This is a genomic window from Franzmannia qiaohouensis (assembly GCF_031451695.1).
Taxonomy (GTDB): domain Bacteria; phylum Pseudomonadota; class Gammaproteobacteria; order Pseudomonadales; family Halomonadaceae; genus Franzmannia; species Franzmannia qiaohouensis.
This window is the reverse complement of sequence record NZ_JARWAM010000009.1, coordinates 147,956-169,424: the sequence shown is the minus strand read 5'-3', so window position 1 is coordinate 169,424 and position 21,469 is coordinate 147,956. Positions and strand designations below refer to the sequence as shown.

General features: G+C 66.1%; 14 protein-coding genes. 2 read left to right on the top strand and 12 right to left on the bottom strand.

The genetic code is table 11. From position 1 onward, the window contains the following. Positions 1–90: 90 nt before the first annotated feature. Both mutS and fdxA read left to right on the top strand, forming a co-directional pair. Complete coding sequence (gene mutS / locus QC821_RS13980) at positions 91–2,667, top strand: DNA mismatch repair protein MutS (RefSeq protein WP_309722611.1); 2,577 nt, start codon at positions 91–93, stop codon at positions 2,665–2,667. Between the two features lie 298 nt (positions 2,668–2,965). Beyond that, positions 2,966–3,289, top strand: coding sequence for a ferredoxin FdxA (gene fdxA / locus QC821_RS13975; RefSeq protein WP_095621465.1), 324 nt, complete (start codon positions 2,966–2,968; stop codon positions 3,287–3,289). A 574-nt stretch (positions 3,290–3,863) separates the two neighbouring features. On the opposite strand, the gene eno is transcribed toward fdxA, so the two are convergent. From eno to pilM, 12 genes are all read right to left on the bottom strand, one after another. Then, positions 3,864–5,159, bottom strand: coding sequence for a phosphopyruvate hydratase (gene eno / locus QC821_RS13970; RefSeq protein WP_309722607.1), 1,296 nt, complete (start codon positions 5,157–5,159; stop codon positions 3,864–3,866). Between the two features lie 203 nt (positions 5,160–5,362). Then, positions 5,363–6,214, bottom strand: a complete 852-nt coding sequence (gene kdsA, locus QC821_RS13965) for a 3-deoxy-8-phosphooctulonate synthase (protein ID WP_309722605.1) — start codon at positions 6,212–6,214, stop codon at positions 5,363–5,365. Positions 6,215–6,229: 15 nt separating this feature from the next. Further along, positions 6,230–7,891, bottom strand: coding sequence for a CTP synthase (locus tag QC821_RS13960; RefSeq protein WP_309722603.1), 1,662 nt, complete (start codon positions 7,889–7,891; stop codon positions 6,230–6,232). A gap of 550 nt (positions 7,892–8,441) precedes the next feature. Beyond that, the gene (locus QC821_RS13955) at positions 8,442–9,860 is read right to left on the bottom strand and encodes an FAD-dependent oxidoreductase (protein WP_309722600.1); all 1,419 of its coding nucleotides are present in this window, start codon (positions 9,858–9,860) and stop codon (positions 8,442–8,444) included. A gap of 33 nt (positions 9,861–9,893) precedes the next feature. Further along, entirely contained in the window at positions 9,894–14,345 is a 4,452-nt protein-coding gene (gene gltB, locus QC821_RS13950; protein WP_309722597.1) for a glutamate synthase large subunit, read from the bottom strand. A 425-nt stretch (positions 14,346–14,770) separates the two neighbouring features. Then, entirely contained in the window at positions 14,771–15,877 is a 1,107-nt protein-coding gene (aroB, locus tag QC821_RS13945) for a 3-dehydroquinate synthase (protein WP_309722594.1), read from the bottom strand. A gap of 1 nt (position 15,878) precedes the next feature. After that, positions 15,879–16,421, bottom strand: coding sequence for a shikimate kinase AroK (aroK, locus tag QC821_RS13940; protein WP_095621458.1), 543 nt, complete (start codon positions 16,419–16,421; stop codon positions 15,879–15,881). After that, a complete protein-coding gene (locus QC821_RS13935) occupies positions 16,421–18,514 on the bottom strand; it encodes a type IV pilus secretin PilQ (RefSeq protein ID WP_309722588.1) in 2,094 nt (697 codons plus the stop codon). Before QC821_RS13935 ends, aroK begins: the two co-directional genes overlap by 1 nt. Before the next feature lie 60 nt (positions 18,515–18,574). Further along, a complete protein-coding gene (locus tag QC821_RS13930) occupies positions 18,575–19,078 on the bottom strand; it encodes a pilus assembly protein PilP (protein WP_309722586.1) in 504 nt (167 codons plus the stop codon). 2 nt (positions 19,079–19,080) lie between these two features. Further along, entirely contained in the window at positions 19,081–19,701 is a 621-nt protein-coding gene (locus QC821_RS13925) for a type IV pilus inner membrane component PilO (RefSeq protein ID WP_309722584.1), read from the bottom strand. Then, the gene (locus QC821_RS13920) at positions 19,698–20,297 is read right to left on the bottom strand and encodes a PilN domain-containing protein (protein WP_309722582.1); all 600 of its coding nucleotides are present in this window, start codon (positions 20,295–20,297) and stop codon (positions 19,698–19,700) included. The genes QC821_RS13925 and QC821_RS13920 overlap by 4 nt, the downstream gene beginning before the upstream one ends. Then, positions 20,294–21,358 carry a type IV pilus assembly protein PilM gene (pilM, locus tag QC821_RS13915; RefSeq protein ID WP_309722788.1) on the bottom strand — a complete coding sequence of 355 codons (1,065 nt, stop codon included), beginning with the start codon at positions 21,356–21,358 and terminating at the stop codon, positions 20,294–20,296. Before pilM ends, QC821_RS13920 begins: the two co-directional genes overlap by 4 nt. Positions 21,359–21,469 lie beyond the last annotated feature (111 nt).

The window sequence follows — 21,469 nt, the reverse complement described above, 5'->3', positions numbered from 1 at the left end:
GTGGCGCTGGCTTGCGCGTAGAATACTGCCTTTTGGTCGCGAATGCAGAGTCGTCGACGCTAGGTCCCATCCAAGGAGTCAAGGAACCCCATGAGCCAGGCCAGCCCCTCGCACACCCCGATGATGCAGCAGTTCCTGAAGATCAAGCGCGAGCATCCCGATGTGCTGCTGTTCTATCGCATGGGCGACTTCTATGAGCTGTTCTTCGATGACGCCAAGCGCGCCGCCAAGCTGCTCGATATCACCCTCACCCAGCGCGGCCAGTCGGCGGGCAAGCCGATCCCCATGGCCGGAGTACCCTATCATAGTGCCGAAGGCTACCTGGCACGCCTGGTCCAGGCCGGCGAGTCGGTAGCGATCTGCGAGCAGATCGGCGACCCGGCGCTGGCCAAGGGGCCGGTGGAGCGCCGGGTGGTGCGCATCGTCACTCCCGGCACCCTGCACGACGAGGCGCTGCTCGACGCCCAGCGCGACAACCTGCTGCTGGCCCTGCACAGCCAGGGCGGTCGCTGGGGGCTGGCCTGGCTGGAGCTCTCCAGCGGCCGCTTCAGCGTGCTCGAGGTCGACGACGACGCCGAGATGCTCGCCGAGGTGCAGCGCCTGGCACCGGCCGAGCTACTCGTCGCCGACGGCCTGGAGCTGCCGCCGACGCTCCACGGGCGAGCCAGCCTCAAGCGCCAGAGCGACTGGCTGTTCGACCACGACAGCGCGCTGCGCCTGCTGTGCGACCAGTTCCAGGTCCAGGACCTGCGCGGCTTCGGCTGTGCCCACCTGGAGGCGGCGATCATCGCCGCCGGGGTGCTGGTCGACTACGCCCGCGACACCCAGCGCTCGCGACTGCCCCACGTCACCGCCATCGGCGTCGAGAACCGCGACGACGCGGTGGTCATCGATGCCGCCAGCCGCCGCAACCTGGAGATCGATACCAACCTCGGCGGCAACGGCGACAACACCCTCGCCAGCGTGCTCGACACCACCGCCACGGCGATGGGCGCTCGCCTGCTCAAGCGCTGGCTCAACCGCCCGCTGCGCGACCGCGCCCTGATCGGCGCACGCCAGACCGCGGTGACCCTGCTGCTCGACCAGGAGGGCTACCTGGCACTACGCGAGGAGCTCAAGGCGATCGGCGACGTCGAGCGCATCCTGGCGCGGGTGGCGCTGCGCAGCGCCCGACCCCGCGACCTGGCGCGGTTGCGCGATGCCCTCAATGCCCTGCCCGAGCTGCAGGACGCGCTGCGCGGCTACGCCGAGGGCAGCGCCCTGGACGACCTCCGGCGGCATATCCGCCCCTATCCGGAGCTCGCCTACACCCTGAGCCGGGCACTCGTCGACAACCCGCCGGTGGTGATTCGCGACGGTGGCGTGATCGCCGACGGATTCGACGACGAGCTCGACGAGTACCGCGGCCTGGCCGAGCACGCCGGCGACTACCTGATCGAGCTGGAGCGCCGGGAGCGCGAGCGCACCGGCCTCGCCAACCTCAAGGTCGGCTATAACCGCGTCCACGGCTACTACATCGAAATCCCCCGCGGCCAGGCCCGCGATGCCCCGGCGGACTACATTCGTCGCCAGACCCTGAAGAACGCCGAGCGCTTCATCATTCCCGAGCTCAAGGAGTTCGAAGACAAAGCGCTGTCCGCCAAGTCCCGCGCCCTGGCCCGCGAGAAGCTGCTCTACGAGAGCCTGCTCGATGCCCTCAACGCCGAGCTGGGGCCGCTGCAGGCCAGCGCCCAGGCCCTCGCCAGCCTCGATGTTCTGGCCACCTTCGCCGAACGTGCCGAGGCGCTGAGCCTGGTGCGCCCGCGGCTCGCCGACGCACCCGGCATCCGCATTCGCGGCGGCCGCCACCCGGTGGTCGAGCACGTCAGCGAGCACCCCTTCGTGCCCAACGATCTGGAGATGGACGACGCGCGGCGCATGCTGGTGATCACCGGCCCCAACATGGGCGGCAAGTCGACCTACATGCGCCAGGCGGCATTGATCGTGCTGCTCGCCCACACCGGCTGCTTCGTGCCCGCCGACGACGCCGAGATCGGCCCGGTGGATCGTATCTTTACCCGCATCGGCTCCTCCGACGACCTGGCCGGCGGGCGCTCGACCTTCATGGTCGAGATGACCGAAACCGCCAACATCCTGCACAACGCCAGCGACCACAGCCTGGTCTTGATGGACGAGATCGGCCGCGGCACCAGCACCTTCGACGGCCTGTCGCTGGCCTGGGCCAGCGCCGAGCACCTGACCCGCTCGCGGGCCTTCACGCTGTTCGCCACCCACTACTTCGAGATGACCGCCCTGAGCGAGCAGGCCCACGGCGTGGCCAACGTCCACCTCACCGCCGCCGAGCACCGCGAGGGCATCGTCTTCATGCACCGCGTAGAGGAGGGCCCGGCAAGCCAGAGCTACGGCCTGCAGGTCGCACAGCTGGCCGGTGTGCCCCAGGGAGTGATCGCCCGGGCACGCGAGAAACTCGCCCAGCTCGAGCAGCACGAGGTCGACCAGGGCAGCCGCCCTTCGCTTGCTGCCGGCGGCGAACCGGCACCCCAGCAAAACGATCTGTTCGCCAGCGCACCGCATCCACTGATCGACGAGCTCGGCGGCCTGGCTCTCGACGAGCTGAGCCCACGCCAGGCGTTGGAGCTTCTGTATCGCTGGCGGGAGGCGCTGTAGGGGTGCTATTACCCCGGGCTACTCCGGCGGCAGGCCTACGAGGAGGCGCTGTGAACCCATCCCTGGGCGCTACCTTGCGCCATCCATGGCGCAAACCTCCTCTTCGGCCTGCCCCCGGCGCCCTCGCCTTAGGCAGATACTCTCGCGCCGAAACGGCAAGCACATCGCTTGCGACGCTATGGGGGCACGACTAGAATGGTCAGATTCCCCGCCGCACCAGCATAAAAACATCGGCTCTTATAACTTTTTACCAACCATCATCGTGGCCGAGCGACCGGCCAGAGGAAGGGAGACTGGCATGACATTCGTCGTCACCGAGAACTGCATCAAGTGCAAGTACACCGACTGTGTCGAGGTCTGCCCGGTGGACTGCTTCTACGAGGGACCCAATTTCCTCGTCATCCATCCCGACGAGTGCATCGACTGCGCGCTGTGCGAGCCGGAGTGCCCCGCCGAGGCGATCTTTGCCGAGGATGAGCTACCGGAGGGCCAGGAGGAGTTCATCGAGCTCAACGCCGAGCTCGCCGAGGTGTGGCCGAACATCGCCGAGAAGAAAGACCCGCTGCCCGACGCCGAAGAGTGGGATGGCAAGCCGGACAAGCTGGCCCAGCTTGAGCGCTGAGCATCGCATCTCCGCAAGACGACAGACAAAAAAACGCCGCCGGTCAGTGACCGGCGGCGTTTTTCATCGTGCGTGCATGGAAAAGGCGACCCGCAGGTCGCCCGCTCCAAGCCGAATCCCTTGAGCATGTCCCTATGCCCGCTTCCTGATGGTGACGTCCGTGCCAGGAGACGGCTTCCTGTCGTACCCGGCGCACCACGACTAGCATCCCGTTGCATCCTGCCGGAAAAGCACTCCCCGCTTCTCCAAATCCCGAGGACATTGTGGCAGTTCTCGCCGGCATCACAAGCCGGCCTCCGCGACACCCTCCAAGCCCCCGCGAGCGACGAAAAATGTAAAAATACTTTAAAATCAAATGCTTAATAAATAAGAAAAAGGGCATAAAAGCACTTTCGCGGCAATTCAGAGCGAAGTTCTCAGGCAAAATGTACGATATCTCTTACATGAGATGGAGAGATTGCCGACACTCCCCCTCGCCCGGATAGACATGAAAAAGGCGGGGCCGACTGGCGACCCCGCCTGACACGATGCCAAAAGGCCTACGCTTACGGCGCTATGCCGCAAGCCCAGTCGATCAAGCCTGACCCTTGATCGCCGCCAGCCCGGGATAGGCGGCCTTGTCGCCCAACTGCTGCTCGATCACCAGCAGGCGGTTGTACTTGGCGACGCGATCGGAGCGGCACAGCGAGCCGGTCTTGATCTGGCCCGCCGAGGTCGCCACCGCCAGGTCGGCAATGGTGGTATCTTCGGTCTCGCCGGAGCGGTGCGAAATTACCGCGGTGAAGCCGGCGTCCTGGGCCATCTTGATGGCGTCCAGGGTTTCGGAGAGCGAGCCGATCTGGTTGAACTTGATCAGGATCGAGTTACCGATCTGCTCGTCGATGCCGCGCTTGAGAATCTTGGTGTTGGTCACGAACAGGTCGTCACCGACCAGCTGCACCTTGTCGCCGAGCTTGTCGGTCAGGGTCTTCCAGCCGGCCCAGTCGGACTCGTCCAGGCCATCCTCGATGGAGACGATGGGGTACTGGTCGCACAGCTCGGCCAGGTAGTCGACGAAGCCCGCGGCGTCGAACGACTTGCCCTCACCGGCCAGGGTGTACTGACCGTCCTGGTAGAACTCCGAGGCGGCGCAGTCCAGTGCCAATGTGACGTCGCGACCCAGCTGGTAGCCGGCGTCTTCGACGGCCTGCTTGATCACCGCCAGCGCCTCGGCGTTGGAGGCCAGGTTGGGGGCGAAGCCACCCTCGTCGCCCACCGCCGTGGACAGGCCCTTGGCCGACAGCACCTTCTTCAGGGCGTGGAATATCTCGGCGCCGACGCGCAGCGCCTCGCGGAAGTTCGGCGCGCCCACCGGCTGCACCATGAACTCCTGGATATCGACGTTGTTGTCGGCATGTTCGCCGCCGTTGAGGATGTTCATCATCGGCACCGGCATGCTGAACTGGCCCGGCTGGCCGTACAGCGCGGCGATGTGCTCGTAGAGTTCGACGCCCTTGGTGGCCGCCGCCGCCTTGGCCGCCGCCAGCGACACGGCGAGGATGGCGTTGGCGCCCAGGGTAGCCTTGTTGTCGGTGCCGTCCAGCGCCAGCATGGCGTCGTCCAGGGCGCGCTGGTCGGCAGCGCTCATGCCCAGCAGGCGCTCGCGGATCGGCCCATTGACCGCCTCGACGGCCTTGAGCACGCCCTTGCCCAGGTAGCGAGCCTTGTCGCCGTCGCGCAGCTCCAGCGCTTCGCGCGAACCGGTCGAAGCGCCGCTTGGGGCACACGCCACGCCCTTGGCGCCGCTTTCCAGCACCACTTCGGCCTGAACGGTGGGGTTGCCACGCGAGTCGAGCACCTCAAGGGCGCGAACGTCGGCAATCTTGCTCATGGTGTCATCCTTTAATGAGTCAGCGTTGATCTAGGGAAACACTGCACAAATGTCTGCGCGGGCGAATCACTGCGTTGCGCGGTGCTCAAAATCCTCACCTATACCACATAGGCTCCGGTTTCTGTGCGCCGTGCGCCTTGTGCTTCATCCCGCTCGCCGATTTGTTCAGCGCTTCCTAGCTTGAGAGAGGGTCACGGCTCCGCTCAAGAAATCGTCAGGGGCGCAAATCCCTTGACCAGCTCGTCGAGCGCCTTGAGCTGGGCAAGGAAGGGCTCGAGCTGGTCCAGCGGCAGCGCGCAGGGCCCGTCGCACTTGGCGTTGTCCGGGTCCGGGTGCGCCTCCAGGAACAGCCCGGCCAACCCCACGGCAACGCCGGCCCGAGCCAGTTCGGCAACCTGGGCACGGCGGCCATCGGCGCTGTCGGCACGCCCCCCTGGGCGCTGCAGCGCATGGGTCACATCGAAGAACAGCGGATAGCCGGTCTGCTTCATTTCGCCGAAGCCGAGCATATCCACCACCAGATTATTGTAGCCAAAGCTCGAACCGCGCTCGCAGAGGATCAGCTGGTCGTTGCCGGCCTCTTCGCACTTGCGGATGATATGGCGCATCTCGTGAGGTGCCAGGAACTGCGGCTTCTTGATATTGATCACCGCCCCGGTCTCGGCCATGGCCACCACCAGGTCGGTCTGGCGCGCCAGGAAGGCCGGTAGCTGGATGATATCGGCAACCTCGGCGGCCGGCTGGGCCTGCCAGGGTTCATGCACATCGGTGATCACCGGCACCCCGTAGCGCGACTTGACCTCGGCGAGGATCGCCAAGCCCCTGTCGAGGCCGGGCCCGCGGTAGGAGTGGATCGAGCTGCGGTTGGCCTTGTCGAAGCTGGCCTTGAACACGTAGGGCATGCCCAGCTTGGTGGTTGCCTCGACGTAGGCCGCGGCCACCTCGAGCGCCATGTCGCGGGACTCGAGGACGTTCATGCCGCCGAACAGCCCCAGCGGCAGGGCGTTGCCGGCCTGCAGGCCGGCGAACTCGATGATGCGTTGCGGTGACGACATGCTCGCTCCTTGAGCTCAGCCCTGGGGTTGGGCCTGGGAATGCTGACGCGCGCGGACGTTCTTGTGCTCCAGCGCGGCGTTGACGAAGCCCGAGAACAGCGGATGGCCGTCGCGCGGCGTCGAGGTGAATTCGGGGTGGAACTGGCAGGCCACGTACCAGGGGTGGTCGGGCAGCTCGATCATCTCCACCAGCGACTGGTCGACGCTCTTGCCGGAGACCACCAGGCCAGCCTTCTCGAGCTCCTCGATGAACTGGTTGTTGACCTCGAAGCGGTGGCGATGGCGCTCGACGATCTCGTCGTTGCCGTAGGCCTCGCGGGCCTTGCTGCCAGCCTTGAGGTGGCATATCTGGCCACCCAGGCGCATGGTGCCGCCGAGATCGGAGGCGGCATCGCGCAGCTCGATCTTGCCTTCGGGGCTCAGCCACTCGGTGATCAGGCCCACCACCGGGTGCTGGGTGTCATGGGTGAACTCGGTGGAGTTGGCGTCGTTCCACCCCGCCACGTGGCGCGCGAACTCGATCACCGCAACCTGCATGCCGAGGCAGATACCCAGGTAGGGAATGCCGTTCTCGCGGGCGTAGCGGGCGGTAATGATCTTGCCCTCGACGCCGCGCTCGCCGAAGCCGCCGGGCACCAGGATGGCGTCCTTGCCGGCCAGACGGTCGGTGCCGTGGCGCTCGATGTCCTCGGAGTCGACATAGTCGACGTTGACCTTGACCCGCCCCTGGATGCCGGCGTGGATCAGCGCTTCGTTGAGCGACTTGTAGGCGTCGAGCAGCTCCATGTACTTGCCGACCATGGCGATATTGACCGACTTGAGCGGATTGAGCTTGGCGTCGAGCACCCGCACCCACTCATGCAGGTCGGCATCGCTGGCTTCCAGGCGCAGCTTGTCGCAGACGATTTCGTCAAGGCCGTGCTCGTGGAGCATCAGCGGAATGCGGTAGATGGTGTCGGCGTCCTGCAGCGGCACCACGGCGCGCTCTTCGACGTTGGTGAACAGCGCGATCTTGCGCCGTTCGCTGGCCTCGAGCTCGACTTCGCTGCGGCAGATCAGGATATCCGGCTGGATACCGATGGAGCGCAGCTCCTTGACGCTGTGCTGGGTCGGCTTGGTCTTGGTCTCGCCAGCGGTCTTGATATAGGGCACCAGCGTCAGGTGCATGAATATCGCGCGGTTGGCGCCGAGCTCGCTTCTGATCTGGCGGATCGATTCGAGGAACGGCAGCGACTCGATGTCACCCACGGTGCCGCCGATCTCCACCAGCGCCACATCGAAGCCCTCGCCGCCTTCGTAGACGCGGCGCTTGATCTCGTCGGTGATATGCGGGATCACCTGCACGGTGCCGCCCAGGTAGTCGCCGCGGCGCTCCTTGCGCAGCACGTGCTCGTAGACGCGGCCGGTGGTGAAGTTGTTGCCCTGGGTCATCTTGGTGCGGATGAAGCGCTCGTAGTGACCCAGGTCGAGGTCGGTCTCGGCGCCATCTTCGGTGACGAACACCTCGCCGTGCTGGAAGGGGCTCATGGTGCCGGGATCGACGTTGATGTACGGATCCAGCTTGAGCATGGTGACCTTGAGGCCGCGCGCCTCGAGGATCGCCGCCAGCGAAGCCGACGCGATGCCCTTGCCGAGAGAGGACACAACGCCGCCGGTCACGAAGATATATCGTGTCATGGAAAACCTGTCGAAACGTGATCAGAAGGCGCCGCAGGAAACCGCGCCAGGATGGGACGACAGAGTAGCAGATTCGGCGAATCGGCTCAATTTTGGCGAGACGCAGCATTGGTGAGGCACGGAATTGCTAGGCACTGAATAGCCGAGGCGCGCTGAGACAATGCGCAGCGACTTCGCAAGGACGCTGACGGTAAGCGAGCGACTAGCGGCGATCGACATGGATGTCGATCGAGGGCCGGCACAGAGGGACCTGGTTTCGGCCCGACGCGTCAGTCGCTCGCGCAGCGTCAGGATTTCGTCCTTGTGCGTCGCAAGTCTTGTCTCACGTGCCGAACCACCTCGGCTGCTCTGGCGACCCACTGCCTGAGAAACGCGGCTTACCCGGGGACAGGCCTACGAGGGGGCGCTGTGAATCCATCCCTGGACGCTACCGATGCCATCCATGGCATCGACCCCCCTCTTCGACCTGTCCCCGGCGCCGCTCACCTTGGTGGCGTCAGGCACAAGACGCAGAATGCCACTTCCACCCCAGCGGCGCTGGGGCCAGGCCTTACACCCCCAGATAATCGAGGATACCCTCGGCGGCCTGGCGGCCCTCGTAGACGGCCGTCACCACCAGGTCGGAGCCACGCACCATGTCGCCACCGGCAAAGATCTTCTCATTGCTGGTCTGGAAGGCGAACGCCGCCTCCTCGCTGGTCTTGATGCGGCCGCGCTCGTCTACCGCAATGCTGTTCGGCGCCAGCCAGTCGATATCGGTGGGCTGGAAACCGAAGGCGATGACCACCGCATCAGCGGGCAGAATCTCCTCCGAGCCCGGCACCACCTCGGGGCGCTGGCGGCCGTTCTCGTCCGGCTCGCCGAGCCGCGTGCGCACCACCTTGACGCCCTCGACGCGCTCCTCGCCGACCACTGCCACAGGCTGACGGTTGAACAGGAAGTCGACGCCCTCCTCGCGGGCATTCTTCACCTCGCGCTTGGAGCCGGGCATGTTGTCCTCGTCGCGGCGGTAGGCGCAGGTCACGCTGGCCGCCCCCTGGCGAATCGCGGTGCGGTTGCAGTCCATGGCAGTATCGCCGCCGCCCAGCACCACCACCCGCTGACCTTCCAGCGACACATAGTCGGCCGGGTCCTTCTCGAAGCCCAGGCAATGGTTGACGTTGGCAATCAGGTAGTCGAGCGCCTTGTGCACGCCGGGCAGATCCTCACCTGGAAAGCCGCCCTGCATGTACTTGTAGGTGCCCATGCCCATGAACACCGCATCGTACTCCTCGAGCAGCGCCTCGATGGTCACGTCACTGCCGATATCGGTATTCAGGCGGAACTCGATGCCCATCTCCTCGAACACCGCGCGACGCCGCTCCATGACGTGCTTCTCGAGCTTGAACTCGGGAATCCCGAAGGTCAGCAGGCCGCCGATCTCCGGGTAGCGATCGTAGACTATCGGCTTGACACCGCTGCGCGCCAGGATATCGGCACAGCCGAGCCCGGCTGGGCCGGCGCCGATCACTGCGACCTTCTTGTCGGTCCAGGTGACGCCGGACATGTCCGGCCGCCAGCCCATGGCGAAAGCGGTGTCGGTGATGTACTTCTCCACCGAGCCGATGGTCACCGCGCCGAAGCCGTCGTTGAGGGTGCAGTCGCCCTCGCACAGGCGGTCCTGGGGACACACCCGGCCGCACACCTCGGGCAGCGAGTTGGTCTGGTGCGACAGCTCCGCCGCCTCCAGGATGTTGCCCTCGCTGACCAGCTTCAGCCAGTTGGGAATATAGTTGTGGACCGGGCACTTCCACTCGCAGTAGGGGTTGCCGCAGTGCAGGCAGCGGTGCGCCTGGCTGGCCGCCTCCTGGGGCCTGTAGGGCTCATAGATCTCGGCGAATTCCTTGGCCCGGGTACGCGCCTCTTTCTTCTCCGGGTCCTGGCGACCCACATCGATGAACTGAAAGTCGTTGCTCAGACGGTTTGCCATGGTCGTCTCTCCTCGAAGTCTGGAACGTCGGGCTTACTCGGGCCGCCGGCGGGATTCGGCGAGCAGGCCGTTGAGACTCGCTGCCTTGGGCTTGACCAGCCAGAAGTGGCGGATAAAGTCGCTGAAGTCCTCGAGGATCGCGTGGCCGCGGGCCGAATCGGTGGCCGCGACGTACTCCTCGATGACTTCCCGCAGGTGGCGCCGGTAGGCCTCCATGGCCTCGGTGTTGATCCGATGAATCTCGACCAGCTCGTGGTTGTACTTGTCGACGAAGGTACGGTCCTCGTCGAGCACGTAGGCGAAGCCGCCGGTCATGCCGGCACCGAAGTTGACGCCGGTCTCGCCGAGTACGGCGACCAGGCCGCCGGTCATGTATTCGCAGCAGTGGTCGCCGGCGCCTTCGATGACCGCATGGGCGCCGGAGTTGCGCACCGCGAAGCGCTCGCCGGCCTGGCCGGCGGCGAACAGCTTGCCGCCAGTCGCGCCATACAGGCAGGTGTTGCCGACGATCGCCGTCTTGTGGCTCTCGAAGGTGCTGGCACGCGGCGGCACGATGGTGATCGAGCCACCGTTCATGCCCTTGCCGACGTAGTCGTTGGCGTCGCCCTCGAGGTGCAGGTGCAGGCCACGGGCGTTCCACACCCCGAAGCTCTGCCCGGCCACGCCGGTGAAGCGCGCGGTGATCGGCGCCTCCTCGAGCCCTTCTTCGCCGTAGCGCTTGGCGATGGCGCCCGAGGTCAGCGCCGCCACGCTGCGGTCGCAGTTGGTGATGGTGAACGCGAACTCACCGCCGGACCTGGCCTCGATGGCGTCACTCAGTGCATCGAGCACTTCGCGGTTCTTGGCGCCCGGGTCGTGGGGCACGTTGCGCTTGACCTGGCAGAACTGCGGCGCCTCGGCCGGCACGTGGTCGTTCTCCAGCAGCGGCGTCAGGTCGAGCCGGCGCTGGGCATTGGTCTGCCCCTCGATCACCTCGAGCAGATCGGTGCGGCCGATCAGGTCGGTGAGCTTGCGCACGCCGAGCAGTGCCATCAGCTCGCGCACCTCCTCGGCGATGAAGCGGAAGTAGTGCTTGACCATGTCGACGGTGCCGCGGAAGTGCTCGTCGCGCAGGTACTGGTGCTGGGTGGCGACGCCGGTGGCGCAGTTGTTGAGGTGGCAGATGCGCAGGTACTTGCAGCCCAGCGCGACCATCGGCGCGGTGCCGAAGCCGAAGCTCTCGGCGCCGAGGATCGCCGCCTTGACCACGTCGAGGCCGGTCTTCAGGCCGCCGTCGGTCTGCAGGCGGATCTTGTCGCGCAGGCCGTTGATGCGCAGCGCCTGGTGCACCTCGGGCAGGCCCAGCTCCCAGGGGCTGCCGGCGTGCTTGATCGAGGTCAGCGGACTGGCCGCGGTACCACCATCGTAGCCCGACACGGTGATCAGGTCGGCGTAGGCCTTGGCCACGCCGGTGGCGATGGTGCCGATCCCCGGCTCGGAGACCAGCTTGACCGAGACCTGGGCGTCTGGATTGACCTGCTTGAGGTCGAAGATCAGCTGCGCCAGGTCCTCGATGGAGTAGATGTCGTGGTGCGGTGGCGGCGAGATCAGCGTCACGCCGGGTACCGAGTAGCGCAGCCGGGCGATCAGCTCATTGACCTTGCCGCCGGGCAGCTGGCCGCCCTCGCCGGGCTTGGCACCCTGGGCGACCTTGATCTGCAGTACCTCGGCGTTGACCAGGTAGGCCGGGGTGACGCCGAAGCGCCCGGAGGCGATCTGCTTGATCTTGGAGCTGCGAATGGTGCCGTAGCGAGCCGGATCCTCGCCGCCCTCGCCAGAGTTGGAGCGCCCGCCGGCCTCGTTCATGGCCTGGGCCAGCGCCTCGTGGGCCTCCGGCGACAGCGCACCAAGCGACATGCCGGCGCTGTCGAAGCGCGGCAGCATGCTCTCTACCGGCTCCACCTCGTCCAGCGACAGCGGCTCGACGGCCGGCTTGAGAGCCAGCAGGTCGCGAATGGTCGCCACCGGGCGCTCGTTGACCAGCCGCGCGAATTTCTTCCACTTCTGGTAGTCGCCCTGCTGCACTGCCTCCTGCAGCGTCATCACCACATCGGGGTTGTAGGCGTGGTACTCCTTGCCGTGGACGTACTTGACCAGGCCACCCTGGCTGATGCCCTTGCGCGGCAGCCAGGCATCCCGCGCCTGCAACTCCTGCTGCATCTGGATCTCGGCGAAGCCGGCGCCCTCGATGCGCGAGGCCATGCCGGTGAAGCACATCTCCATCACCTCGGAGTGCAGCCCCACCGCCTCGAATAGCTGCGAGCCGCGGTAGGAGGCCAGGGTCGAGATGCCCATCTTGGAGAGGATCTTGTAGAGCCCCTTCTGCATGCCCTTACGGTAGTTCTCGCGGGCATCCGCCGGGTTGCCGGTAAGCTCGCCGGTGCGATGCATGTCGGCCAGCACCTGGTAGGCCAGGTAGGGGTAGACCGCGGTGGCGCCGACGCCGAACAGCACCGCCATCTGGTGTGCGTCGCGGGCATAGCCGGTCTCGACCACGAGATTGACCCGCGGACGCAGCGCCAGACGGCCCAGGTGGTGGTGGATGGCACCGGTAGCGAGTGCCGCATGAATCGGCAGCTGGCCCTTCTCGAGGCCGGCATCGCTCAGCACCAGGATCACCTTGCCATCCTTCGTCGCCGCCTCGGCGGCCTGGCACAGCGCCTGCAGCGCCTGCTTGAGGCCCTGCTGCTCGGGGTCGTAGGCAAGCGTGAGGGTGTGGCTGGTGAAGGCGGGATCCTCGTTATTGACCAGCGCGGTGAACTTGCGCGGCGACAGCACCGGGGTGGTCAGGATGATGCGATGGGCGTGATCCGGTGTCGCTTCGAAGACGTTGAGCTCAGCGCCGATGCAGGTCTCCAGCGACATCACGATCGCTTCGCGCAGCGGGTCAATGGGCGGATTGGTGACCTGGGCGAACTTCTGGCGGAAATGGTCGGTGAGCACCCGGTTCTGGCGCGACAGCACCGCCATCGGCGTATCGTCGCCCATCGAGCCCACCGCCTCCTGACCGCTCTCGGCCAGCGGCCGCAGCAGCTGGTCACGCTCCTCGAAGCTGATCTGGAACATCTTCTGGTAGACGTTGAGCTCGTTGGTGTCCATCGGCTGGAAGCGCGCCAGCTCGGTGAGCGCCGACTCCAGATAGTGGGCGCGATCCTTGAGCCAACGCTTGTAGGGGAACGCCGACTTGAGACGATCGTCGATGTCCTGGGTGTGCAGCACCTCGCCGGTCTCGGTGTCGATACCCAGTACCTGACCGGGCCCGACGCGCCCCTTGGCGACCACGTCCTCGGGGGCGTAGTCGTAGGTGCCGATCTCCGAGGCCAGAGTGATGAAGCCATTCTTGGTGATCACCCAGCGCGCCGGGCGCAGGCCGTTGCGATCCAGCATGCACACCGCGTTGCGGCCGTCGGTCATGACCATGCCGGCGGGGCCATCCCACGGCTCCATGTGCATGGAGTTGTACTCATAGAAGGCGCGCAGGTCGCCGTCCATGGTCTCGACGTTCTGCCAGGCCGGCGGCACCATCATGCGAATGGCGTTGTAGATATCCATGCCGCCAGTCATCAGCACCTCGAGCATGTTATCCATGCTCGACGAATCGGAACCCACGGTATTGACGATCTCGTCGAGTCCGGCGATGTCGGGCAGCAGCTCGCTGACGAAGTTCTCCTTGCGCGAGTTGGCCCAGCCGCGGTTGGCCTCGATGGTATTGATCTCACCGTTGTGGGCCAGGAAGCGGAACGGCTGGGCCAGCGGCCAGCGCGGAGCGGTATTGGTGGAGAAGCGCTGGTGGAAGACGCAGATGGCGGTCTCCAGTCGCTCATCGCCGAGGTCGCGATAGAAGGTCGGCAGGTCAACGGGCATCATCAGGCCCTTGTAGGAGACCACCTTGGCCGACAGTGAGCAGATATAGAAGTCTTGTTCGTTGCGCAGGCGCTGCTCGGCGCGGCGACGCGCCATGAAAAGGTCCACCGCCAGTTGGGCATCGAGACGCTCGTCGGGAGACTCGACGAACAGCTGGCGGATGCGCGGCAAGCAGTCGAGCGCCATCGGCCCACATACGCTGGCGTCGGTAGGCACCTCGCGCCAGCCGTGCACGGTAAGATTGCGCGCGACCAGCTCGGCCTCCAGCACCTCGCGGGCGTGGGCTTCGCGAGCGTCGTCATCGGGCAGGAACAGGCTGCCCACGGCGAAGCTACGCCCCAGCTCGACGCCCAGCGACTCCCGCGCCACGGCACGCATGAAATCGCTGGGCATCTTTAGCAGCAGGCCGCAGCCGTCACCGGTCTTGCCGTCGGCGGCTATGCCGCCGCGGTGGGTCATGCAGGTCAGCGACTCGATGGCGGTCTTGAGCAGCGCATGGCTGGCCTGGCCCTCCATGTGCGCGATCAGGCCGAAGCCGCAGTTGTCCCGGAACTCACCCGGCTGATGAAGACCCTGTCTCATGGGCGTGCCTCACTGAAATCGATGTCTTGTGTCCAGAAGCGCTCAGTGCTATTATTTAATGTTTTGCTTGATTTTTAGTTACCGTTGAGCGGCCGTTGTCTGGCGTGAAAAAGGCCGTACAGCATAGCCAGCTACCCTGTGACACGCAATTCCCCACCTCCTCCTCAATCAGAAAAATCGCCAGAAATCGGCTAGTTAGCTCAGCATTCAATAAAAAACACGTGGCAGGTCAATGACTTGTACCCTCGCTCTGCCCAGCTCACCATTATTAGACTTTGGTCTTAATTTTACGCCAAAGGCCATGCGAGTTGTGCATAAGGCATGCGAATTACTGCCAGAGTTCCCGACCCCACAGCAGTAAAAAACGGCGCCTGCGGTCAGCAGGCGCCGTGATCTGGATGTGGCGCAGGGCAAAGGTAGCGGGATCAGCTGCGCGGATAGTCGCGCAGCAGCGCCTCAAGCAGCGACGGCGGGGTCTGGTCATCCAGGCAGGCATCGCCCAGTCCACGCAGTAGGATCAAGCGCAGCCTGGCATCGATGTTCTTCTTGTCGAGGCGCATGCGGCTCAGGAAGTCATCGACGCCCATGGCCCTGGGGGCCGCCTCGGGCAGGCCGGCGGCAGCGACGATGCGCCGCGCTCGGGCGACGTCCGCTTCGCTCAGCCAGCCCAGCCGCTGTGACAACTCGGCGGCCATCAGCATGCCGGTGCCCACTGCCTCGCCGTGCAGCCAGTTACCGTAGCCCTGGTGCGCCTCGATGGCATGGCCGAAGGTGTGGCCGAGATTGAGCAGCGCGCGTACGCCCTGCTCGGTCTCGTCGGCGGCGACGATCTCGGCCTTGAGGGCGCAGCTGCGACGGATCGCCTCGCGCAGCGCCACCTGGTCCAGCGCGCGCAGCGCCGCCATATTGGCCTCCAGCCAGGACAGGAAGTCGACATCGCGGATCAATCCATACTTGATCACCTCGGCAAGCCCCGCCGACAGCTCGCGGGGCGGCAGGGTGGCCAGGCTGTCGGTATCGATCAGCACCGCGCGGGGCTGCCAGAAAGCGCCGATCATGTTCTTGCCCAGCGGGTGGTTGACGCCGGTCTTGCCGCCCACCGAGGAGTCGACCTGAGCGAGCAGCGTGGTGGGCACCTGGATGAAGGCCACACCGCGCTGATAGCCGGCCGCGGCGAAGCCGACCATGTCGCCGATCACCCCGCCGCCCAGTGCCACCAGGGTGCAGCGACGGTTGAAGCCCGCTTCGAGCAGGGCATCCCAGATACGGCTGACGTGATCGAGGGTCTTGGTGGCTTCGCCGTCGGGCAGCACCAGCTCACGCACCTCCAGGTCACCGGGCAGGCCGGCCTTGAAGCGCTCGAGGTAGTGCGGCGCCACCACCTCGTTGGTGACCACCATGACCTGGCGCCCGGCCAGGTAGGGCGTTAGCCACTGGGGGTCGCCGAGCAGGCCGACGCCGATATGGATGGGGTAGCTGCGCTCGCCGAGTTCGACATTGAGCGTCACCGGTGACGGGGCGTGTGGAGTCATGTCAGGCCTTGCATTGCAGTGGATCGACGAGGCGCGTCACGCGGCGCACGATTTCGCTGACCACCGAGCGCGGACCGCGGCGGTCGGTGCGCACGATCAGGTCGGCAGTGGCGCGGTAGAGCGGATCGCGCTTGGCAAACATGCCGCGCAGGATCTCCTCGGGATTGCCGTTCTGCAGCAGTGGTCGATTGCGGTCCTTGGCGGTGCGCCGCAGCTGCTGCTCGACGGTGGTGTAGAGATAGATGACCGTGCCGCGCTCGCGCAGCGCCCGGCGGTTGCTCTCGCGCATCACCGCACCGCCGCCGGTGGCCACCACCACGCCGTGGCGCTGGGTCAGCTCATCGATCATGGCCTCCTCGCGTTCGCGAAACCCCGCCTCGCCCTCGATTTCGAAGATCCACGGGATATCGGCGCCGCAGCGGCCCTGGATCTCGTGGTCGCTATCGAAGAAGTCGCGCGACAGCTCGGCCGCCAACAGGCGGCCGATGGTGCTCTTGCCGGCCCCCATGGGGCCGATCAGAAAAAGGTTGGGTAAATCCTGCATCAGCGAATTGCCAGTCCGTCCTCGATGATTCTCGGGGTGATGAATACCAGCAACTCTACCTTTTCGCTCGAGTCTTGGGTATAGCGGAACAGATTGCCGATCAGCGGCAGGTCGCCGAAGAATGGCGTCTTGAACAGGCTGCGCACCTGCTCGGTGGTGAGGATCCCGCCCAGCACCACGGTCTCGCCGTTATCCACCAGCACCTGGGTCTCGATCTGATTGGTATCGATCGACGGCACCCCGGCGAACTCCTCGCCGACGGTGTCATTGTTGATCACCAGGTCCATGATGATGCGGTTGTCCGGGGTGATCTGCGGGGTGACCTCCAGCGACAGCACCGCCTCCTTGAATTCGACATTGGTGGCGCCGCTGGAGGTGGCCTCCTGAAAGGGAATCTCGGTGCCCTGCTTGATCACCGCGGTGCGCTGATTGGCGGTGATCACCCGCGGCTGGGAGATGGTCTGGCTCTTGCCTTCGCTCTCCAGGGCGCGCAGCTCTAGGTCAAGCAGGATATCCCCCGACAGATAGCCGAAGGCGAAGGTAGATAGCGGGTTGGTGGCATTGCCCATATCCACGGCCAGGCCGCCGCGCGCGCGATTTAGGCCCTGCGGGTTGATGTTGCGCGCCACGTTGTCGACAAGATTATTGGCTTCTCGAGGAGAAAGGTCCTCACCCAACCTTTCGCGCTCGCGGAAGCCACGGGTCGAAGAGGCCCCCCAGCGCACCCCAAGCTCGCGGGTCGCGCTGTCGCGGGCGATCACGATACGCGCCTCGATCTGCACCTGGCGCACCGCCACGTCGAGCTGGTCCAGGGTACGCAGGATGCTCTGGATCTGGTCGGCGGTATCCTGGATCAGCAGGGTGTTGGTGCGCTGGTCGACGCTGACCCGGCCGCGCTCGGTAAGCAGCCCGAAGCCACCCTCGCCGCGCAGCAGGGCGGCCAGGTCCGAGGCCCGCGCGTAGCGCACCTGGATCATCTCGGTGGTCAGCGGCGAAAGGGTCTCCATCTGCTCGCGGGACTCGAGCTCCTGGCGCTCGATATTGGCCAGCTCCGAGGCCGGCGCGACGACGATCACGTTGCCCTCCTGGCGGCTGGCCAGGCCGTGGCTCTTGAGCACCAGGTCGAGGGCCTGATCCCAGGGCACGTCCTCGAGATTGAGGGTCACGTTGCCGGTGACGCTGTCACTGGCGACCAGGTTGAGGCCGGTAAAGTCGGCGATGATCGCCAGCACCGAGCGCACCTCGATATCCTGGAAGTTGAGGGTGATGCGCTCGCCGGTGTAGGCGAAGCGCTCGCGTTCGCGGGTCTCGCGCTCGGCCTGGGACACCGGCTGAATCTCGATCACCAGCTGGCGGCCGCTGTGGGTCGAGAGCATGGCGTAGTCGCCGCTGGCTTCGAGCTCGAGGGTCACGCCGTCGCGCCCCGGCTGGGGGGTGATGCGCCGCAGCGGGGTGCCGAAATCGGTCACGTCGAGCACCTGATCGAGCTCTGCCGGCAGCTCCACCCGGCGCAGCTCGGCGATCACCCGGCTGCCGCTCTCGCGGACGCGGGAGTCGACGCCGTCGCGATCGAAGGTCACGATCAGCCGGCCGGCGCCGTCGTCGCCGCGGCGGAAGTCGATCTCCTCGATGCGCGGCTCGCGGCTTGCCAGTGCCGCGGCGGGCTGTGCGCCAGCCGGTTCGGCCTGTGGCGCCGCCGCCTGCCGGGCGCCGCCGTCGCCGCCAATCGTCAGCACCAGAGCGTCGCCCTGCTGGCGAGTGCTGTAGGGCAGCGCCCCGTCGAGAGCGAACACCAGCCGGGTACGGGCCCCGGCCTCGAGGGTGGTCAGGTCGCGCACCCCGGCAATCTGCAGCGTCTGCTGGCTGCGCTCGAGACGACTGGCGGTGTCCATCAGGTCGATGGTCAGTCGCGCCGGGTCATCGAGCCGATAGCCGCGCACCTCTGGGACGCCGCCGCTGAACGACAGCACCACTTCCAGTTCACCGCCCGCCGTCTGGCGATAGGAGAGGTCGTCGAGTGTCGACGCCGCCAGCGCCGGCAGGCTCAGCAGCACCATGCTGAGGGCTGCGGTCAGACGCCTGATAATCGTCATTGTAATATTCCCCTACGCCGCGCCGCCTGCCCTCCGGCTCAGCGGTGTATATGGTTTGCCCTAGTTGGGCAGCGTCATTTCTCGCGTTCGCTCGACCCAGGCGTTGCGTTCGCGCACGGTCTCGACCAGCACGATCGACGCCCCGGTAATGCTCACGATGCGGCCATCATCGCTCCCCAGATAGTTGCCGACCCGCAGCCGATGCACCTGGCCTTGCGGCGCACGCAGTAGCGCCGAGGGCTGGGCATTGACGGTCAGGGTGCCGACCAGTTCGAGCTCGCTAAGAGCGTAGCGCTCCAGCGGTTCGCGCGGCCGCTCGGGATCCGGCGCGCGCTCGCCCTGGGGCGTGGCGACGTCGTCTTGCGGCAGCCGCGCCAGGAACGGGCTGCGTGCATTGGCCTGCTCGTAGCCCGGTGCGCGGTAGCGCGGCACCTCGGGCAGCGGCTCGACCGAAAGCTCGCCGGGATCGCGCTTGAGCGCCTCGAGCTCGCGATCGAGACCGGCCAGGTCGGGGTCGGCACAGCCGACCAGCAGCAGGCACGCCACCAGGGCGAGTGACGACATCCTCATGGCGCCCCCTCGCCGTCACGGCGATAGCTGTAGGTTCGCGCCAGCATCGACAGGCGCAGCAGCCCGGGATCGTCCGCCGGTTCGAGGCTGAAGTCATGCTGGGTGACGATGCGTGGCAGGCCGGCCACCCCGGCCAGGAAGGCAGCGATGCGGTGATAGTCGCCCTGTACCTGGATGTCGAACGGCTGCTCGACGTAGAACTCGCGCTGCTCCGGCGCGCGCAGCCGGATGAAGTCGATCGACAGCTGGTTGTCGATGGCCGTCTCACTGATGTTGTCGATCAGCGAGGGGACCTCGGCGCCGGTGGGCAGCATCTCGAGCAGCGCCTCGAGGCGCTCTTCCAGTTCATCCGATTGAGCCCGCATCGCCGGCAGGTTGGCCGCCTGCACCGCCTTGCTCTGGTAGTCGCGCAGCAGGCTCTGCTCCTGACGCTGGGCCGCGGCCAGCTCCTCGGCCTTGGGCGCCGCCAGGTACCAGTGCATGCCGGCAAAGGTCAGCCCCAGCGCCAGCAGGCAGCAGATCAGCTGCAGCGACCAGGGCCAGCTGCCCGACTCCTTGATATCCAGTTCGCGCCACTCCAGCTCGCGCAGCCGCCGCCACTCTCCCGCCAGGCTCATGACGCACCCTCCTCGGCACCCGGCTCAGGCGCCGTGTCATCGTGCTGCTCGGCCTCCTCGGGCATCTGCTGACTGACGCTCAGGCTGAAGCGACGCTGCGCCGCGCCGTCCTGCGACTCTACCTCGGAGAGCACCGGCACATCGAGCGCACTGGCCGCCGCCAGCGCACGCAGCTGGTCGGACACCTGGCGGTTGCTGTCGGCCAGGCCGCTCAGGCGCAGCGAATCGCCCTGCCGCGACAGGCGGGTATAGTGCACGCCCTCCTCGAGGCTCTCGACCAACTGATTGAAAACGTGCACGGTCTGCGGCCGCCCTACCTGCAGGCGGCTGAAGACCTCGATCTGATCGAGCATCTGCGCCCGCGCCGCCTCGTACTCGCTGATCGAGCGGATATCGCGCTCGAGCTGCGCGGCCGCGGCCTCCACGTGGGCGTTGCGCTGCTCCTGCACCTCGAGCCGCTGCTGATAGAAGAAGGTCATGCTGGCCCCGCTGCCCAGGCCGATCGCCGCGGCCAGCACCAGCGCCGCGTGGAAGCGACGGCTACGCCGTTCGCGTACGCGGTCGCGCCACGCCAGCAGGTTGATCTCGATGGTCATCGACGCGCCCTCATGGCCAGACCACAGGCGGTGAGCATGGCCGGCGCATCACCGGCCAGGGTGTGAATATCGATGCGCGAGTTGATCTTCATGCGCAGAAAGGGGTTGGCGATGGTCACGTCCATGCCACTGTCCTGGGTCAGCCGCTCGCTGAGCCCCGGCACCACGCTGGAGCCGCCGGCGATCATCAGGCGCTTGACCTCGAACTTGCGGCCCGCAGTGTAGTAGAGCTGCAGCGAGCGACCGATCTGCTGGACCAGCGTATCGAGAAACGGCTCCAACACCTCACGGGGATAGTCGTCGGGAAGGCCACCGCGCTTCTTGGCCAGGCCGGCCTCTTCGAGGCTCAGACCGTAGCGGCTGCGGATCTCCTCGGTGAGCTGGCGGCCGCCGAATACGGTGTCGCGGCTGTAGGTCACGCGGCCCTGGCGCAGCACGTGAAACGAATTCATGGTCGCGCCGATATCGACCAGTGCCACGCAGTCATCCTCCGCCGCCAGCGGCGGCTGCAGCTGATGGCGCAGCTCGCCGAAGGCGCGCTCCATGGCGAAGGTCTCGACGTCCACCGCATCGGGCTCGAGCCCCGCCTGCAGCAGCGCCTCGGTCAACTGGCTGACGTCCTGCTGGCGGCAGGCGACCAGCAGCACGTCCTGCTGGTCGCCGTAGCGCGCATTGGGCCCCAGGCGCTGAAAATCGAAGGCCACTTCGGCGAACGGAAACGGAATATGCTTGTCTGATTCGAGCTGAATGCGCGCCTCGATCTCATCATCGTTGAGCGAGGCGGGAAACGTCAGCGTCTTGGTGATCGCCGCGCCAGCGGGGACCGCGACGCAGGCTCGGCGAGTATGCAGCTGCGCCTGCTCGACCGCGGCTTGCAGCGCGGTGACGACATCCTGCATATGGCGGATGCGCCGCTCCACCACGGCACCCTCGCGGAGGGGGCGAACCGCATAGCTATCGACCTGGTAATGGCCGGGAGTAGACTTGAGCTCGATCAACTTGACCGTCGCCGAACTGATGTCGACCCCAACCAGTGCCTTGCCGGGACGTCTAAGTCGCACCACGCACTTCTCCACGCTTGAGGGTAACGAGCCACTAACAGGATTATCGGCAATCGCAGATGGCGCCTTGAGCCGAACACCTGCTGTTTATGCCGCCTATTCGCCCCAAAT